General features: G+C 59.8%; 18 protein-coding genes. 9 read left to right on the forward strand and 9 right to left on the reverse strand.

Annotation, left to right across the window (positions count from 1 at the left end; all coding sequences use genetic code 11):
- Position 1 precedes the first annotated feature (1 nt).
- The 9 genes from JOD69_RS02215 to nifH form a co-directional block, all read right to left on the reverse strand.
- A complete protein-coding gene (locus JOD69_RS02215; protein ID WP_077729069.1) occupies positions 2-190 on the reverse strand; it encodes a CCE_0567 family metalloprotein in 189 nt (62 codons plus the stop codon).
- Between the two features lie 115 nt (positions 191-305).
- Entirely contained in the window at positions 306-785 is a 480-nt protein-coding gene (locus tag JOD69_RS02220; protein WP_077729068.1) for a NifX-associated nitrogen fixation protein, read from the reverse strand.
- Complete coding sequence (gene nifX / locus JOD69_RS02225) at positions 778-1,200, reverse strand: nitrogen fixation protein NifX (RefSeq protein ID WP_077729124.1); 423 nt, start codon at positions 1,198-1,200, stop codon at positions 778-780. Before nifX ends, JOD69_RS02220 begins: the two co-directional genes overlap by 8 nt.
- A gap of 43 nt (positions 1,201-1,243) precedes the next feature.
- Positions 1,244-2,617 (reverse strand): nitrogenase iron-molybdenum cofactor biosynthesis protein NifN, encoded by a 1,374-nt coding sequence (gene nifN / locus JOD69_RS02230; protein WP_077729067.1) that lies wholly within the window; start codon positions 2,615-2,617, stop codon positions 1,244-1,246.
- A gap of 9 nt (positions 2,618-2,626) precedes the next feature.
- On the reverse strand, positions 2,627-4,315 hold the full coding sequence (nifE, locus tag JOD69_RS02235) for a nitrogenase iron-molybdenum cofactor biosynthesis protein NifE (RefSeq protein ID WP_077729066.1): 1,689 nt from the start codon (positions 4,313-4,315) through the stop codon (positions 2,627-2,629).
- 288 nt (positions 4,316-4,603) lie between these two features.
- A complete protein-coding gene (locus JOD69_RS02240) occupies positions 4,604-4,951 on the reverse strand; it encodes a 2Fe-2S iron-sulfur cluster-binding protein (protein ID WP_077729065.1) in 348 nt (115 codons plus the stop codon).
- 144 nt (positions 4,952-5,095) lie between these two features.
- Positions 5,096-6,655 carry a nitrogenase molybdenum-iron protein subunit beta gene (gene nifK / locus JOD69_RS02245; protein WP_086135378.1) on the reverse strand — a complete coding sequence of 520 codons (1,560 nt, stop codon included), beginning with the start codon at positions 6,653-6,655 and terminating at the stop codon, positions 5,096-5,098.
- 93 nt (positions 6,656-6,748) lie between these two features.
- The gene (gene nifD / locus JOD69_RS02250; RefSeq protein ID WP_077729063.1) at positions 6,749-8,218 is read right to left on the reverse strand and encodes a nitrogenase molybdenum-iron protein alpha chain; all 1,470 of its coding nucleotides are present in this window, start codon (positions 8,216-8,218) and stop codon (positions 6,749-6,751) included.
- Positions 8,219-8,317: 99 nt separating this feature from the next.
- On the reverse strand, positions 8,318-9,199 hold the full coding sequence (nifH, locus tag JOD69_RS02255) for a nitrogenase iron protein (RefSeq protein WP_077729123.1): 882 nt from the start codon (positions 9,197-9,199) through the stop codon (positions 8,318-8,320).
- Between nifH and JOD69_RS02260 the strand changes: the two genes are divergently transcribed.
- From JOD69_RS02260 to JOD69_RS02300, 9 genes are all read left to right on the forward strand, one after another.
- Entirely contained in the window at positions 9,198-9,401 is a 204-nt protein-coding gene (locus tag JOD69_RS02260; protein WP_086135377.1) for a hypothetical protein, read from the forward strand. The two genes, nifH and JOD69_RS02260, sit on opposite strands and share 2 nt — an antisense overlap.
- Before the next feature lie 332 nt (positions 9,402-9,733).
- Positions 9,734-10,159: a response regulator gene (locus JOD69_RS02265; RefSeq protein WP_077729062.1), complete on the forward strand. Its 426-nt coding sequence runs from the start codon at positions 9,734-9,736 to the stop codon at positions 10,157-10,159.
- Positions 10,156-10,590 carry a group II truncated hemoglobin gene (locus JOD69_RS02270; protein WP_077729061.1) on the forward strand — a complete coding sequence of 145 codons (435 nt, stop codon included), beginning with the start codon at positions 10,156-10,158 and terminating at the stop codon, positions 10,588-10,590. The genes JOD69_RS02265 and JOD69_RS02270 overlap by 4 nt, the downstream gene beginning before the upstream one ends.
- Before the next feature lie 9 nt (positions 10,591-10,599).
- Positions 10,600-11,184: a hypothetical protein gene (locus tag JOD69_RS02275; protein WP_086135376.1), complete on the forward strand. Its 585-nt coding sequence runs from the start codon at positions 10,600-10,602 to the stop codon at positions 11,182-11,184.
- A 22-nt stretch (positions 11,185-11,206) separates the two neighbouring features.
- Positions 11,207-12,022 (forward strand): NAD(+)--dinitrogen-reductase ADP-D-ribosyltransferase, encoded by an 816-nt coding sequence (locus JOD69_RS02280; protein ID WP_077729059.1) that lies wholly within the window; start codon positions 11,207-11,209, stop codon positions 12,020-12,022.
- On the forward strand, positions 12,022-12,942 hold the full coding sequence (draG, locus tag JOD69_RS02285; RefSeq protein WP_077729058.1) for an ADP-ribosyl-[dinitrogen reductase] hydrolase: 921 nt from the start codon (positions 12,022-12,024) through the stop codon (positions 12,940-12,942). Before JOD69_RS02280 ends, draG begins: the two co-directional genes overlap by 1 nt.
- 19 nt (positions 12,943-12,961) lie before the next feature.
- Positions 12,962-13,369, forward strand: a complete 408-nt coding sequence (locus JOD69_RS02290) for a GIY-YIG nuclease family protein (protein ID WP_077729057.1) — start codon at positions 12,962-12,964, stop codon at positions 13,367-13,369.
- Between the two features lie 11 nt (positions 13,370-13,380).
- Positions 13,381-13,710, forward strand: coding sequence for a Rieske 2Fe-2S domain-containing protein (locus tag JOD69_RS02295; protein ID WP_077729056.1), 330 nt, complete (start codon positions 13,381-13,383; stop codon positions 13,708-13,710).
- Positions 13,711-13,845: 135 nt separating this feature from the next.
- Complete coding sequence (locus JOD69_RS02300; RefSeq protein WP_086135375.1) at positions 13,846-14,280, forward strand: ArsC/Spx/MgsR family protein; 435 nt, start codon at positions 13,846-13,848, stop codon at positions 14,278-14,280.
- Positions 14,281-14,409 lie beyond the last annotated feature (129 nt).

Consider the following 14,409-nt stretch of genomic DNA (forward strand, 5'->3'; position numbering starts at 1 on the left):
CCTAACCAGCGCTGGTTTTGCGGAATTCGTCCAGTTCACGATAGGCCTGATAGGTTTTCTCCGCGACTTCCAGGATTCGCTCCCAGCCGGTGGGCAAATCCTCGGCCAAGTCGTGGAGATCCATTTTCAGCGCGGTCGCCTGGGCGTTCAGTTTTTTCAGTTTGGCTTTCGTATCTTCTGCGTCTGTCATGGGTGCCTCGTTGGTTTGCCGGTTCGGGCGGGGTTCCGTCGATGACTGTGCCCCGCCTTCTCGCGGTTTCCGGCGGGTTACGGCCGGATCCGGCCTGACCCACCCTACGTTGTTCTCAACTGTAGCGGGCCACTTCGGAATATTTGTTGATCATGTCCACTCCTGCGGCCACGAGTTTCTCGCCTTCCTCCGCGAGTTTTTCCATGGACGGAAATCCGAACCGGTGAACGTCGCGCAACTGCTTGTTCACCACGATCAGCCGGCCGGCGATCAGTACCATGCGGCCGAAGCCTTCGTGCGACATCTTCATCATGGGCGTCACCATGACCCCGCTGGCCCGCTCGATGGAAAGGCCGACGGCGTTATAGAACAGTTCCAGACGCCACAAAATCTCGGGGTCGGGATCGCCGACGATGGGAATCGCCTGCCGCTTCTCCTTGGTGAGGATGTAAGGTTCGAGCAGCATTTCGTCGCTCTTGCCGTCCCAGGTGCCGTAGGAATCCTGCGCGCGCCATTGCTTGACCAATTCCTTGATGAACGCCGACTCCATGGGCGATGCCGCGCCTTCGGTTTTTACTGCCAATGCTTCAGCCATGTTCCACCTCTTCTTCTTCAAAATCGAATTCACGGTCCTGCCCCTTGCCTTCCTTCGCCAGCACCTTGCGGAGCCAGGGCGGCGGAGTGCCTTTGAGGACCTGCTGGAGTTTGTCCAAGAGATCGGTGATAGGCTCGGGCTGCGGAACCTTCATGGGATGTATGCCCTGGGCCACCACCCGCGCCGCGCCGGAACCGCCGATGGCGGCGACGTAAAGAATTGCGCAGTCCTTGATGGCTTCGAGCTTCGGAGCCAGCTTGTCTTCGTTGCCGTCTTCCTGCAGGTCGCCCTCGAATTGCACGGCTTCGAGGAAGCGATAGCCCTCCGCCGACAATTCATAGATGGCGATGTTCTTGGCCCATCCGAAATGGGCGTCGACCCGTTGTAGGTCTTGGGTAGAGAATGCGACCTTCATGCTTCCTCCGCGATAAAAGGATTCGTTTGATTGAGCTTCCGGCTTAATGAGCCGCAACCGCCGCCGTGCCAGCACGTTCGTTCTCCTCGGATCGATACCAGGTTTCAGGCGTGGGCTCATGGCCGTTGGCGATGAACATATTGGCAATCTCGAAAATGAGGTTGCGGGTCCCGCGATAACCGACGATGGTCTGATGCGCGGCGCCTAGTCGATCGAACATGGGGATGCCGATGCGGTAGAACGGAATCTTCAGTCTTTCCGCCGCTTGCCTCCCGTGAGAGTGAGTCATCAGAAGATCGCAGCCGGCAGCGCGAGCTTCCAGGTCTTCCAAGTCGCCGATCAGGACTTCCTCTGTGGAGATTCGCTCCAGCAGCGGAGAGGCCGTGGTCGTCACCGCCGCGGCGGTTTCGGCGCCGAGTTCCCTGGCCCATTCGCTCAGGGTCCAGAGCAAGTCGGGCTCGGCGCCTATGGCGATTTTCTTGCCGCCGAAATGGAAATGGCCGTCGAGCATGGCGTCGACCAGCTGGCCGCGCTGGCGGCGGATCTTGGTCGGAACCAGCCGTCCGCTGATTCGGGCACACAGGCTGATTAGCGCATCGTTCGGCTCGAGCCCCGTGAGCCGATCGAACAGGGTGTAGGGAACCCCGGTCTTGGCTTCCAGGGCGACCGCGGCCTCGCGCATCTGTTCGCCGACCGCGATGGTATGCGCGGATCGTCCGAGGCTAGCGATTTCTTCCAGGGAAATGCCGCCCAGGGTGGTCGGCGTGAAATCGTCAGGGATGTGGCCGTCCAGGGAGCCCGAGAGGTCCGGCAGGACCAGGACCTCAAGGCCGAAGGCTTCGAGCACGTCGCGGAGTTCGTCGATGTCTCCGGGCGTAAGATGGGCGCCCGGCAAAAGATTCACCCGGTTGGGAAGGCGCGCGGCGCCGACCGGAACCGGTTCGACCAGTTGCTCGACCAGCTTGGTCACGGTCTTGGCCCAGCCGTCCTGAAACGCGTCCTTGAAATCGGGCGTCGACACATAAACAAGAGCGATGTGGTCCAGCTCGGGATGCTTCTCCCGGATCAGCTTGATATAGGCGTCCACGTCGTCGCCCTTGGTCTCGGTCACGCCGGTCGACGAGATGCCGATGATGGAAGGCTTTTGCCGGTTGGCGATCGTGATGACCGCCTGCTCCACGTTTTCGAGTCCGCCGAGCACGGTCGCCACTTCGCTCATGGCGGTAGTCTGCAACGGAATCGCTTCCTTGAAATGCCGCACGAACAGGACCAGTCCGAACGAGGTGCAGCCCTGCGAGCCGTGGAAAAGCGGCATGCAGTTCTTGATCCCCATGAAAGCGAGCGCGCTGCCGATCGGCTGGCTCATCTTCAAGGGGTTGACCGAGCAGGATTTCTTCGGGGTGATCACGGTGGCCATGGCGTTACCTCATGCGGCCTGCTGAGCTTGCGACGCGGCTTTCCCTGCGTCCGGGTGCCAGTGGTCCATCGTTTCGAGAATCTTTTCCAGCTTGCCTTTGCAACTGCCGCAGCCCGTTCCCGCCTGGGTCTTTTCCGACACCGCGTCCGCCGAGCTCAATCCATGCTCGACGATGGCGTCCTCGATAGCGCCGCGAGCGACCGATTTGCAATTGCAAACCGGAGTGGAGCGGCGTTTTTCGCGAGCCAGTTCAGGATTCGCGGCCAAGACAGCCGCCTCGGCGGCGATGGCGGAATCGGCCACCTCTTCCCACGTCGCTTCTTCCCAGGGCGCGCGCTTCCGCACCTGTTCCCAGACCGGGTTGTACAGCGCCTTGTCGATTTCCTTGACCAGTTCGACCATGCCGACGTAACCCATATAGGCGTGATGGCGTTCCTGGTTGATGTCCAGCCACGGCATCTTGGCCTTGAGGGCGACGAACTGCGAACGGCCCCCGGACAGCATGATGTCGGCCTTGGCATCCTTGAGCATCTTGTACATTTCGCGCGGCGTCATGTCGTCGATCATGTGGGCGTCTTCGCCCATGATCTCCTTGATCCGCTCCTTGTCTTCCTTGGTCGACTTCTTGACGCTGGTCCCGACGATCTCCATGCCGGCTTCCTGAAGCGCGGCCACCACCGACCAGGATTTCACGCCGCCGGTGATGAGCAGCACCTTTTTGCCGGTCAGGCGCTTCTTGTACGGCTCGATGGCGGCCCACGCCCGCGCTTCCTCCCGGGCGATCAGGGCTTCGGTGCGTTCCATGAGTTCGGCGGGCGCGCCGCGCTCGATCAGCAGGCGCGAGATTTCCCGAAGCGCCTCGCTGGTATCCTCGATGCCGTAGAAGGAGCCTTCGAAGAACGGAATTTCGTAGCGTTCCTCCATCTTGCGGGCGATGTTGATCATGGATTTCGAGCACACCATCATGGCCGCCCTGGCGCGGTGGGAGCTGGCCACGTCCTTGTATTTGGCGTCGCCGGAGATGCAGCACAGGATGCGGATGCCGAGCTCGTCCAGCAGCGGCTTGACCTGCCACAGCTCGCCGGAAAGGTTGTATTCGCCGATGATGTTGATGTCGTAAGGCGTGGTGTATTCGGGCTCCTCGGTGCCGATGACGTGGTCGAGGATGGCCTCGCCCGCCAGTTTGTTGCCGAGGTTCTTGGGACCCACGAAGCCGGGCGAATTGACCGGTACGACCGGCTTCCCGAATTTTTTCGAGGCCGCTTTGCACACGGCTTCGATATCGTCGCCGATCATGGCCGGCACGCAGGTCTGGTAGACGAAGACCGCCGGCGGATCGTATTTGTCGATGATTTCCTTGATCGATTTGAACAGTCGCTTCTCGCCGCCGAAAACCACGTCGGTTTCGTTGATGTCGGTGGTGAAGCCGGTGCGCCAGAGATTGGAGCCGGAGGATTTGGAGCCGCGGTTGTCCCAGGAGTTGCCCTCGCAGGCGATGGGCCCGTGAACCAGGTGAGCCACGTCGGTGATGGGCTGCAACGCGATCTTGGCGCCGTCGAAAGCGCAACCGCCGGCCGCTCCGCCAGGCTGCAACTGCTTCGTGCAGCCTTTCTTGCGCTCCTTTTCCGACTTGCCCTGGTTTTTTCCGCAACCGGGCTCGTTGAAAACGTCTTGAATCTTGTTGGATAAGCTGCTCATGGGTTACTCCGCTCTCCAGGGCGCTGCGACAGTAGGGGCACCTCGAAAAACCGTCGCGAGCGCCCCGAGTGCAAGGCGCCCGGAGCACAGGAACCGGAGTGTACATGGAGTACATGAGGATTCCGAGCACCGCGCAACGCAGCACATGGGGGCGCGCAGTAGGTTTTTCGAGGTGCCCTAGAGTAGGTCGGGAATCTCTTCCCGACGCCTTCGTCGGCAAAGGATTGCCGACCTACGACCATATCGTTCAAGCTGCTCATAACCCCTCCGGCTTAGGCTATCGGCCCTTTAGAATCGCACTACGATGTCCTCGTCACGGACGATGTACTGGCAGGCCAGCCGCCAGGGCGGCGGTTCGTCCGTCAGTTCCGCCTGCTCGATCTGCTCTCGGGTGATTTTTCCGGCCAGCCGGAGCACGGTCTTTTCCTTTTCGGTCAAGTGCATGCCCATGGGCAGCTTGTCGGAAAGAACCGTAACTTCCACGGCGCAGGAACCGCATTCCCCGTTTTCGCACTCGAAATGGATGGGAATCTTGTTCTTCTGCGCCACCGCGAGCAGCGTATGGCAGTCGCCGGCGGTGGCATACACCGTGACGTCCTTGCGCATCGCGGGCGAACTGAAAGTCACATTAGCCATTAATAATCCTCTGCTTGGTTAAAAAGTGCCGTAGGGCGGGTTAGCCGGTAATCCGGCGTAACCCGCCGATTCCGCGATAGGCGGGTTACGCTCCGCTAACCCGCCCTACGACTCTGGATGTGTCCGACCTGATAGCTTCCAGCCCTACCGAATGATGTCGTAGCTGTAGTCGGTTTTGGCCGGCACGATGGTGTTCTTGTCCATCTCGTCGAAGATCTTGTCCAGAATCCAGACGAGAACGTTCATCGCGCCTTGGTAGCCCCATACCGGATAGCGGTGATGGTGATGCCGATCGAATACCGGGAAGCCGATGCGGATCAGCGGGGTTCCGGTGTCGCGCTCCAGGTACTTGCCATAGGTGTTGCCGATCAGGAAGTCGACCGGCTCGGTGAACAGCAGCGAGCGCATGTGCCACAGATCCTTGCCGGCGTACACGTGGCAGTTCTTGCCGAAGGGCGAGGAATCGAACAGCTCCTGCACCTTCTTTTCCCAGGCTTTACCGCCGTTGGTGGCCAGCACGTGGGTCGGTTCGGCCCCCAGTTCGAGCAAGAAGGCGGCCAACCCCAGGCAGAGGTCGGGGTCGCCGTAGATGGCGAACTTCTGACCGTGAATGTGCGCGGTCGAATCGGCGATCGCATCCACCAGGCGTCCGCGTTCCTTCTCCAGGGCTTCCGGAATCGGCTTGCCGGTGATGCGCGAGATCTCCATCAGGAATGCGTCGGTCGCCTTTACGCCGATGGGATGATTGAACGCGACCGTTTCCTGGCCGTGCTCCGCGATGAACGGCAGGGTCTTTTCCGTGCTGAATTCCTGCATGGAGATGGTTGCCTTGGCGTGCAGAGCGTTAGCGGTTTCTTCCAGAGTGGTGCCGCCGTCGTACATGCGGAAGGTGCCGTCGGTGGGCGTATCCCAAACGTCGCTGTTATCCGCGAGAATGGTGTATTCGACGCCCATCACTTCGAATATGCGTTTGACTTCACGCAGATTGCCGACCGTGTAGCCGTCGAAACCGCCGATGAAGTTGATCTTCTCGTTGGGCACGCGCGTCAAGGGAGCCGTGGTACCCGCCTTGCCGTCCCAGAAGTGCCACAAAATACCCTTGAGCACGTTGTCGTAGCCGGTGATATGGCTGCCGACGAAGGCCGGGGTATGGGCGAAAGGCACATCGAATTCCGCCGGCAGGCTGCCCTTTTCCTTGGCGGTCTTTATGAAGGCGTTGAGGTCGTCGCCGATCACTTCAGCCATGCAGGTGGTCGATACCGAGATCATCTTCGGCTGGTACATGTTGTACGTGTTGGCCAAGCCGTCGACCATGTTGCTCAAGCCCCCGAATACTGCGGCATCTTCGGTCATGGACGAAGACACGCACGACGACGGTTCCTTGAAATGGCGGCTGAAGTGGCTGCGGTAGTAGGCGACGCAACCTTGCGAACCGTGCACGAAGGGAATGGTCCCCTCGAATCCCACGGCGGCGAACACCGCACCCAACGGTTGGCAGGCCTTGGCCGGATTGACCGTCAGGGCTTCGCGGGCAAAGTTCTTCTCCCGGTATTCCCAGGTCTTGGCCCATTCCCTCACCTCCTCGACTTTATCGTCCGATTCGGCGAATTCGAATTCTTTCTTTTTGTTCTCGAACAATTCCACATATTCCGGTTGGCGGAACAGGTTGAAGTGATCGAGCACCTTCTCTGCATTCTGGCTCATGATGTAACTCCAAAGTAGCGGTTGTAGGGTGCGACGTGCGCACCGGGTCGGTCTGGATGGTGCGCGCGGCGCACCCTACTCTCCCTCACCGGACTAGGCGTGGGCCCCGTTCCGTTTCCAGGGTGTCTTGGCCAAACTCCAGACCGGATTGTTGATGGCCATGTCCATGTCGCGGGCGAAGATGGCGAAGCCGTCATAGCCGTGGTAAGGACCCGAATAATCCCAGGAGTGCATCTGACGGAACGGCACGCCCATCTTCTGGAAGACGTACTTTTCCTTGATACCCGAACCGACCAGGTCGGGCTGGATCGCTTCGACGAACTTCTCGAACTCAAAGCCAGTCACGTCGTCGTAGATCAGGGTGCCGTCCTTGACGTAGTGAGTGGTACGCTGGTAGTCGTCGTTGTGGCCGAACTCGTAGCCGGTACCGACGATTTCCATGCCGAGATCCTCGTAAGCGCCGATCACGTGACGCGGGCGCAGGCCGCCGACGAACAGCATGACTTTCTTGCCTTCCAGACGCGGACGGTACTTGGCGATCACCGCATCCATCAGCGGACGGTACTTCGCGATGACGCGCTCGGCACCTTCCTTGATCTTGTCGTCGAAGTGGCTGGCTATATTGCGCAACGACTCCTCGATCTTGGTCGGGCCGAAGAAGTTGTATTCCACCCACGGAATCCCGTACTTCTCTTCCATGTGACGCGAGATGTAGTTCATCGAGCGGTAGCAGTGGAGCACGTTCAGCTTGGCCTTCGGAGTGTTCTCCAATTCGGCCAAAGAACCGTCGCCGGACCATTGGGCGATCACGCGGAGACCCATTTCCTCGAGCAGGATGCGGGACGCCCAGGCATCACCGCCGATGTTGTAGTCGCCGATGATGGATACGTCGTAAGGCGTGGTCTTGAACTCGGGATGCTTGTCGCCCGACTTGTCGAATACCCAGTCGCGGATCGAGTCGTTTGCGATGTGGTGGCCCAAGGACTGCGAAACGCCGCGGAAACCTTCGCAGCGCACCGGCACTATGGTCTTGCCGTCGTATTCCTTGGATTTTTTCTTGGAGACCGCTTCGATGTCGTCGCCGATGAGACCGATCGGGCACTCCGACTGCACGGTGATGCCGTGGTTCAGCGGGAACAGATCCTGGATCTCGTCGATGATTTTCTCCAGCTTCTTGTCGCCGCCGAAGACGATGTCCTTCTCCTGGAAGTCGGAGGTGAACTGCATCGTGACGAAGGTGTCGATGCCGGTGGTGCCGATGTAGTAATTGCGGCGCGATGCCCAGGAGTACTGGCCGCAACCGACCGGACCGTGGCTGATGTGGATCATGTCCTTGATGGGACCCCAGACCACACCCTTGGAGCCGGCGTAAGCGCAGCCGCGGATGGTCATGACCCCGGGGATCGACTTGACGTTGGATTTCACCCCGCAGTCGGGCTTGCCTTCCTCAAATGTGCCGAGGTGCTTGGCACGCCTTTTCGCGGTCTTCTCCGGGTAGACCGACAGGACCTCGCTAATGAGTTCCTTGTTTCTCTGTTTGGTTTGCTCAACTGTGAGGCTCATGTTGCTCTCCAGATTCAGTTGTTGGATGGATGACGCTTGAAGGAGAGGAGCGGGCCGGGCGGATCGTTTGCCGTGAGGTCCCGCTCCCCAACCAACTTCTTACGCCGCGATTTCCGCCGCGGTCTTGCCGACCTGCGACTCGTCGATCTGCTTCATGATGCCGTGGGCCATCAAGAGATCCTCGAGCTCGTCCATGGTGATCGGGGTCGGGATGATGCCGTTGCCGGAATTGTTGTGGATCTTCTGAGCCAACTGACGGTACTCGTTGGCCTGCTTCGAATCCGGAGCATATTCCATGACGGTCATGCGGCGGAGTTCCGCGTGCTGCACGATGTTGTCGCGCGGCACGAAGTGGATCAGCTTGGTGCCGAGCTTACCGGCCAAAGCTTCTGCCAATTCCAGCTCCTTGTCGGTCTGGCGTTCGTTGCAGACCAAGCCGCCCAAACGCACGCCGCCCGAGTTGGCGTATTTCAGAATGCCCTTGGAAATGTTGTTGGCCGCGTACATGGCCATCATTTCGCCGGACATGACGATGTAGATTTCCTGCGCCTTGTTTTCGCGGATGGGCATCGCGAAACCGCCGCACACGACGTCGCCGAGTACGTCATAGGAGACGTAGTCGATGTCCTCGTAGGCGCCTTCTTCCTCCAGGAAGTTGATGGAGGTGATAACGCCGCGACCTGCGCAGCCGACGCCCGGCTCCGGACCACCCGATTCAACGCAACGGATGTCGCGATAGCCGACTTTCATTACGTCCTCGAGCTCGAGGTCTTCTACGCTGCCGGCAGCGGCCGCGAGGCTGAGGATGGTATCCTGCGCCTTTGCGTGAAGGATCAGACGGGTGGAGTCGGCTTTCGGATCGCAGCCGACGATAAGGATGCGCTGACCCATTTCGGCCAGAGCCGCCAGGGTGTTTTGGGAAGTGGTGGATTTGCCGATGCCGCCTTTCCCGTAAAAAGCGATTTGTCTCAAATCTGACATGATCAATCTCCAGTCAATAAACACGTTGATCGATAAAACCTCTGTGGCCAGCAAATCCGCCGAAAGAAAAAATGTCTGGCTCAAACACGGCGAGCTTTTCTTTTTTTTCTTCTGCCGCTCACCGTTTCTTTCGGTGAATGGACGAGTACTGGTCGACAGCTACCGAGCAACGAATGTGCCACACGCAAAATACGACACTTAAGCCCTTGTTTCTTCAGCTGAAAGTTTCCCATTCCTCGCCGTTTTTGTAGCTTTTCGAGCAGCGATCAGGTGTTACTAACCGGACAAAACCATACGGTTTGTAAGGAACGATACAAACGATCCGGACTGCTCCGAATCCAATGTCGATCGCCCGATAAACGGAAAATCAGGCACTTCGGCCGCCGTCATCTCCCGCCGAGCTAATGGAACGAAGATTGCTAAAGGTTAGGCGTCACTCGTGAGCGTGCGCGGGTCGTCTCCTATGCCTTATGGCAGTCCGAGAATATTTCCCGCCGCTTGCGCGATCGCTTCAATACACTCGAGGAGTAGCCCATGCAGATCGGTGTAGACACAGAAAGGGCCGTGGACAACAGACGGGTGTTCGTCGTCGACAGCGACGAAATCACCAGCGCCGCCCTACAGTTCATGCTTCACGACGAAATCGAAACGCACGAGTTGTCCAGCCTGGACGCCGCCTATGCCAAGGCGAAGGACTGGAAACCGGACGTGCTGCTTTTAGGGATAGGCATCGTGCAGGAAAAAGGCATCGAAGTCCTGGCGGATATCCGGTCGAAGATTGCCGACCTCAAGATCATCCTGGTCGCGGACTCCGCAACCGATCCCCTGGCCAAGGAATGTCTCAAGAACGGCGTGAATTCCATCCTGCCGAAACCCCTGACCATCGAAAAGACCCGGCAAAAGGTCGATGCGCAGTTGGGACGGAAGGTGAAACTGAGCATACCGGTTCAAGTGGTGTGAAACGGTCGCCCACGCTTCCACTCGCCACGGCGGTCACGCTTCCGGCGTCGGTCGACAATCCTCACTACCGCCAGATCGGGGGTGAGCAAGCCGTACGCCGCTTGGTCGAGCGTTTCTACCAGTTGATGGACGAGCTGCCCGAAGCGCGGGCCATTCGGGCGATGCATCCTCCGGATCTCGCTCCGGCCAAGGAGAAGCTGTTCCTGTTTCTGTCCGGCTGGCTCGGCGGCCCGCCGCTGTATGCCGAGCGCCATGGACCGCCACGGCTTCGGCAGAAGCATCTGCCCTTCCCCATCGACACCGCCGCGCGGGATGCCTGGATGGCTTGCATGAACCGGGCGCTGGAGGAGCAAGTTTCCGACGCCGATCTGCGAGCCCAACTCGCCGCTTCTTTTTTCAAAACCGCAGATTTTCTTCGCAACCAACCCTGAAGGAGTGTTATGACCACTATCACCGAAACACCTCTCGCCAGCCTGGACGCCGAAAAGCGTCTCATCTCTCCGGTTTTCAAGGGAGAGACCAAACCGGGATATTTCGGTTTCCGGGGCGAGATCGCCTTGAAGTTCGCGCAACAATTCAGCGATGAGGCGCGGCCCCCTGAGATCCGCTTCGATCAGGTCATGATCGTCGCCAAGGCCGGCGAGCCGACCATCCCGTTTCTGGCGGGCGTGGCGCTGTCCCTGGAGCACCTCAAGCTGTTGTGCGAGGTCATGGGGGACAAGCTGTCGCCCACCGGAAAATATTTCTTCTTCGCCGGCAACCTGGATATCTCGAGCCGCTATCAGATCGCTTACGGCGGGACCACCTTCTGGGTGCTGCCGCTGGAGGAAGCGACCGTGTACAACGAACTCCGCGACTTGTTCAACATCGATCGCGGCGATCTGAAAAAGCTCGACACCGCCGGCAAGCTGCAGATCATCGCCGATGCGGCGGTCGAGTTCACCGAGAAGTTTCCGGAAATCACCTTCGAGGAAGGCCTGAAGATCATGGGGCCGATCAAGATCCCCGAGAATCGGCCCGTTTAGACGGAATGGGATTCGCCCTTGCATGGCGCAAGACATCGCCCGCATCGGTCACAGCACCAATCTGGTAGGCGTCCCGACCGGGCTCTTGGCCAGCACGGCATTCAACGAGCACCCGCTGCCGCTGCATATCAGCGGCGTGCGGGAAGCGAATTACGGATTGTTCGATCGGCTCAGGGAAGCCGAGGACGCTCAAACGGCGGCGGAGATCTTTCAGGAATACATGTACGTCCTGTTCGGCCTCAACGGCGAACCGCCGGCCGGGCAGGACGGTACCGGTCCGCGCCGCTTCCGTTCCAGCTATCTGAAGCTCTTGAGCGGCTGGGGGTTCGATTCCAACAATCCCCAGGGCGCGGTTCTCAAGGGCTGGGTGGAAAGCCGCTTCGGCCTGTTTCCGACCTTCCACAAGGAGCCCTTGACGCGCTTCACCTCTCCGGCCTGGATCGCCTATATCGAGGAAAAGATGTCGAGCCGTTTCCACAACAACAGCATCAATCTCCAGCTCGACCTGATGTATGAATTCTGCCAATGGGCCATCGCCCGTTTCGGCTTGTGGGGTCGACGCCATGTCACCCTATACCGGGGCGAGAATCACTTCGACGAACAGCGTCAGATCGGTCCCCGCGAGGGCCGCTGGCTCAATGTGCGGCTCAACAACCTGGTGTCGTTCACGGCAAACCGGGAGACCGCCTGCGAGTTCGGCGACTTCATCCTGGAGGTACAGGTGCCCGTGGTGAAAATCTTCTTCTTCAATAACCTTTTGCCGCGCCATCCGCTCAAAGGCGAATGGGAATACCTGGTCATCGGCGGCGAGTATCGGGTCAAGGCCTCCTACTACTGATGGACACGCAACTACTCCATGACCGCGCCCTCGGTGCTTATTTGGGACTCGCCGTCGGCGACGCTCTGGGCGCCACCGTGGAGTTCATGACGCCGCGGGAAATCCGGCATCAATACGGCGTCCACGACAAGATCGTCGGCGGCGGCTGGCTCAAACTCAAAGCCGGACAGGTGACCGACGATACCGAAATGTCCCTGGCACTGGGCGGGGCGATCATCGAAAGCGGCGGCTGGGACCTCAAGGCCGTGGCGGAAGCCTTCGCCGCGTGGCTCAAGCGAAAACCGCCGGACGTGGGCAACACTTGCCGCCGCGGCATTCGCCGCTATCTGCTGGACGGAAGCCTTTCCGGACCTCCGAACCCCGGCGACGCCGGCAACGGCGCCTGCATGCGCAACCTGCCGGTGGCCCTCGCCACCTTGGGCGATGCGGACGCCTTCTCCCTGTGGACGCTGGAGCAGTGCCATTTCACCCACCACCATCCGCTTTCGGACGCGGCCACGCTGACTCTGGGCCGCATGGTGCAGCGCCTGGTTTGCGGCGGCTCGCCGGAAGAATGCCGTCCGCTCGTCGCGGCGCTGGTCGAGACCCATCCGGAATTCTGCTTCGATCCCTATCCCGGACGCGCCAGCGGCTACATCGTCGACACCGTACAAACCGTGCTGCATTTTTTCCTCGGCACGGACTCCTTCGCCGGCTGCGTCGTGGGCGTCGTCAATCAAGGCGATGACGCCGACACCACGGGCGCGCTCGCCGGCATGCTGGCGGGTGCGGCTTACGGAGTCTCCGCCATCCCCGCGCGCTGGCTGAAAAGCCTGGACACCGAGGTGGTACGGCACATCGAGCGGCAGACCGCCGCCTTGCTCGGAATCGCGGACGAACACGCGCAATCGCCGGGCTGGGTTCCGCCAACCGGCACTTGACTTCGAGAGGACGGAAATCATGGGCAATTTTTCGATCGCGTTCGAAGGCTATTGGAGAGAAAAGAAAAAGAGAGGGATACCCGCTAAATCCGGGGTCTATTGCGTTTACACCTGCATCTACAGCGGCAAGAAGCAGACCTGCTCGCCGCAGAAGCTCATCTATATCGGCGCCTCGGAAAACGTTCGCGACTGCCTTGAGGATCACGTCAAACAGGCCGATTGGGAATCCCACATCGACACCGGCGAAGAACTCTGCTTCAACTTCGCCCCGATGGATGCCGAAACGCTCGAACGCTGCGCGGCGGCGCTGATCTTCAAGCACAAACCGCCGGAAAACAGCGAATACGTCCGCGACTTTCCGTTCGATACCACCAGTCTCACCCTGTCCGGTACCGCCGGATTTCTGTCCAAATCATTTACCGTGTGAGGATTTTCAACATGTTTACGAAAGCCTGCGACTTGAACGAACTCCGGGAGGGAAAATACGAAGTGGTGGCGGTCAACCGCACCCTGATGCTGGTGGTTTGGCCACAAGGCGACCAGCCCCGTGCGTTTCAGGGGCTGTGTCCGCATTTCAAGGAGCCGCTGGCCGATGCCCGATTCGATGGCAAAACCCTGACCTGCGCGCACCACGATTGGGCATTCGAAGGCGCTACCGGGGCCTGTGTCAAGGGCAAGCCCTGCACGCTCGCCGAATATCCCCTGAAGATCGAGGGCGAGGAGGTGCTGATCGATACCGACGGGATTACGCCCGTGTTCGTCGGCTAGCCCGAGCAGAGGCGTAGGATGTGCTGAACGCAGTGAAGCGCATCGTTCGCGAGTGATGCCTGTCCTGAGCCTAGTCCAAGGGCGCTTCGTACCTCAGCGCATCCTATGAATTCTCCTACAAAGCGGATCGAATCCATGGCAACCATTCTTTTTTACGAAAAACCCGGCTGCGCCAACAACGCCCGGCAGAAGCACCTCTTATTGGAAGCCGGACACGAGCTCATCGTTCGCAATCTTCTCGAAACCCGCTGGACCGCCGAAGATCTGCGCGCGTTCTTTGGCGATAAGCCGGTGTCCGAATGGTTCAACCGGGCGGCGCCCAGAGTGAAATCCGGAGAGGTGGTGCCGGAAGCGTTCGGTGAACAGGAAGCGCTGGCTCTCATGCTCGAAGATCCCCTGCTGATAAGACGGCCCTTGATGCAAGTGGGCGAGCGCCGGGAAGCGGGTTTCGACACGCAGCGCGTCCACGACTGGATCGGTCTGGCTCCGAGCACGGGCGAAACCGCGAACCTCGAACAGTGCCGGCGCGCCGAACACTGTCCGACGCCGGCCGGGAAGCATTCAGTCTGATGAATTCTGATAAGGCCTGCGTCGGGAAAGGATTCCCGACCTACGAATCCGCCACCGGGGAACGCCGAGTAGGTCGGCAATCCTTTGCCGACTTTAGGGCGTGCGTCGGGAAAGGATTCCCGACCTACC

The sequence above is a fragment of the Methylocaldum sp. RMAD-M genome (assembly GCF_017832375.1).
Classification (GTDB): domain Bacteria; phylum Pseudomonadota; class Gammaproteobacteria; order Methylococcales; family Methylococcaceae; genus Methylocaldum.

Coding starts and splice junctions, on each gene's coding strand:
- nifE (WP_077729066.1), bottom strand. CDS start 4,315: ATGAGCAGCTTATCCAACAAGATTCAAGACGTTTTCAACGAGCCCGGT.
- draG (WP_077729058.1), top strand. CDS start 12,022: ATGGACACGCAACTACTCCATGACCGCGCCCTCGGTGCTTATTTGGGA.
- JOD69_RS02290 (WP_077729057.1), top strand. CDS start 12,962: ATGGGCAATTTTTCGATCGCGTTCGAAGGCTATTGGAGAGAAAAGAAA.
- nifK (WP_086135378.1), bottom strand. CDS start 6,655: ATGAGCCAGAATGCAGAGAAGGTGCTCGATCACTTCAACCTGTTCCGC.
- JOD69_RS02265 (WP_077729062.1), top strand. CDS start 9,734: ATGCAGATCGGTGTAGACACAGAAAGGGCCGTGGACAACAGACGGGTG.
- JOD69_RS02275 (WP_086135376.1), top strand. CDS start 10,600: ATGACCACTATCACCGAAACACCTCTCGCCAGCCTGGACGCCGAAAAG.
- JOD69_RS02260 (WP_086135377.1), top strand. CDS start 9,198: ATGATCAATCTCCAGTCAATAAACACGTTGATCGATAAAACCTCTGTG.
- JOD69_RS02280 (WP_077729059.1), top strand. CDS start 11,207: ATGGCGCAAGACATCGCCCGCATCGGTCACAGCACCAATCTGGTAGGC.
- JOD69_RS02295 (WP_077729056.1), top strand. CDS start 13,381: ATGTTTACGAAAGCCTGCGACTTGAACGAACTCCGGGAGGGAAAATAC.
- nifN (WP_077729067.1), bottom strand. CDS start 2,617: ATGGCCACCGTGATCACCCCGAAGAAATCCTGCTCGGTCAACCCCTTG.
- JOD69_RS02220 (WP_077729068.1), bottom strand. CDS start 785: ATGGCTGAAGCATTGGCAGTAAAAACCGAAGGCGCGGCATCGCCCATG.
- JOD69_RS02300 (WP_086135375.1), top strand. CDS start 13,846: ATGGCAACCATTCTTTTTTACGAAAAACCCGGCTGCGCCAACAACGCC.
- nifD (WP_077729063.1), bottom strand. CDS start 8,218: ATGAGCCTCACAGTTGAGCAAACCAAACAGAGAAACAAGGAACTCATT.
- JOD69_RS02215 (WP_077729069.1), bottom strand. CDS start 190: ATGACAGACGCAGAAGATACGAAAGCCAAACTGAAAAAACTGAACGCC.
- nifH (WP_077729123.1), bottom strand. CDS start 9,199: ATGTCAGATTTGAGACAAATCGCTTTTTACGGGAAAGGCGGCATCGGC.
- nifX (WP_077729124.1), bottom strand. CDS start 1,200: ATGAAGGTCGCATTCTCTACCCAAGACCTACAACGGGTCGACGCCCAT.
- JOD69_RS02240 (WP_077729065.1), bottom strand. CDS start 4,951: ATGGCTAATGTGACTTTCAGTTCGCCCGCGATGCGCAAGGACGTCACG.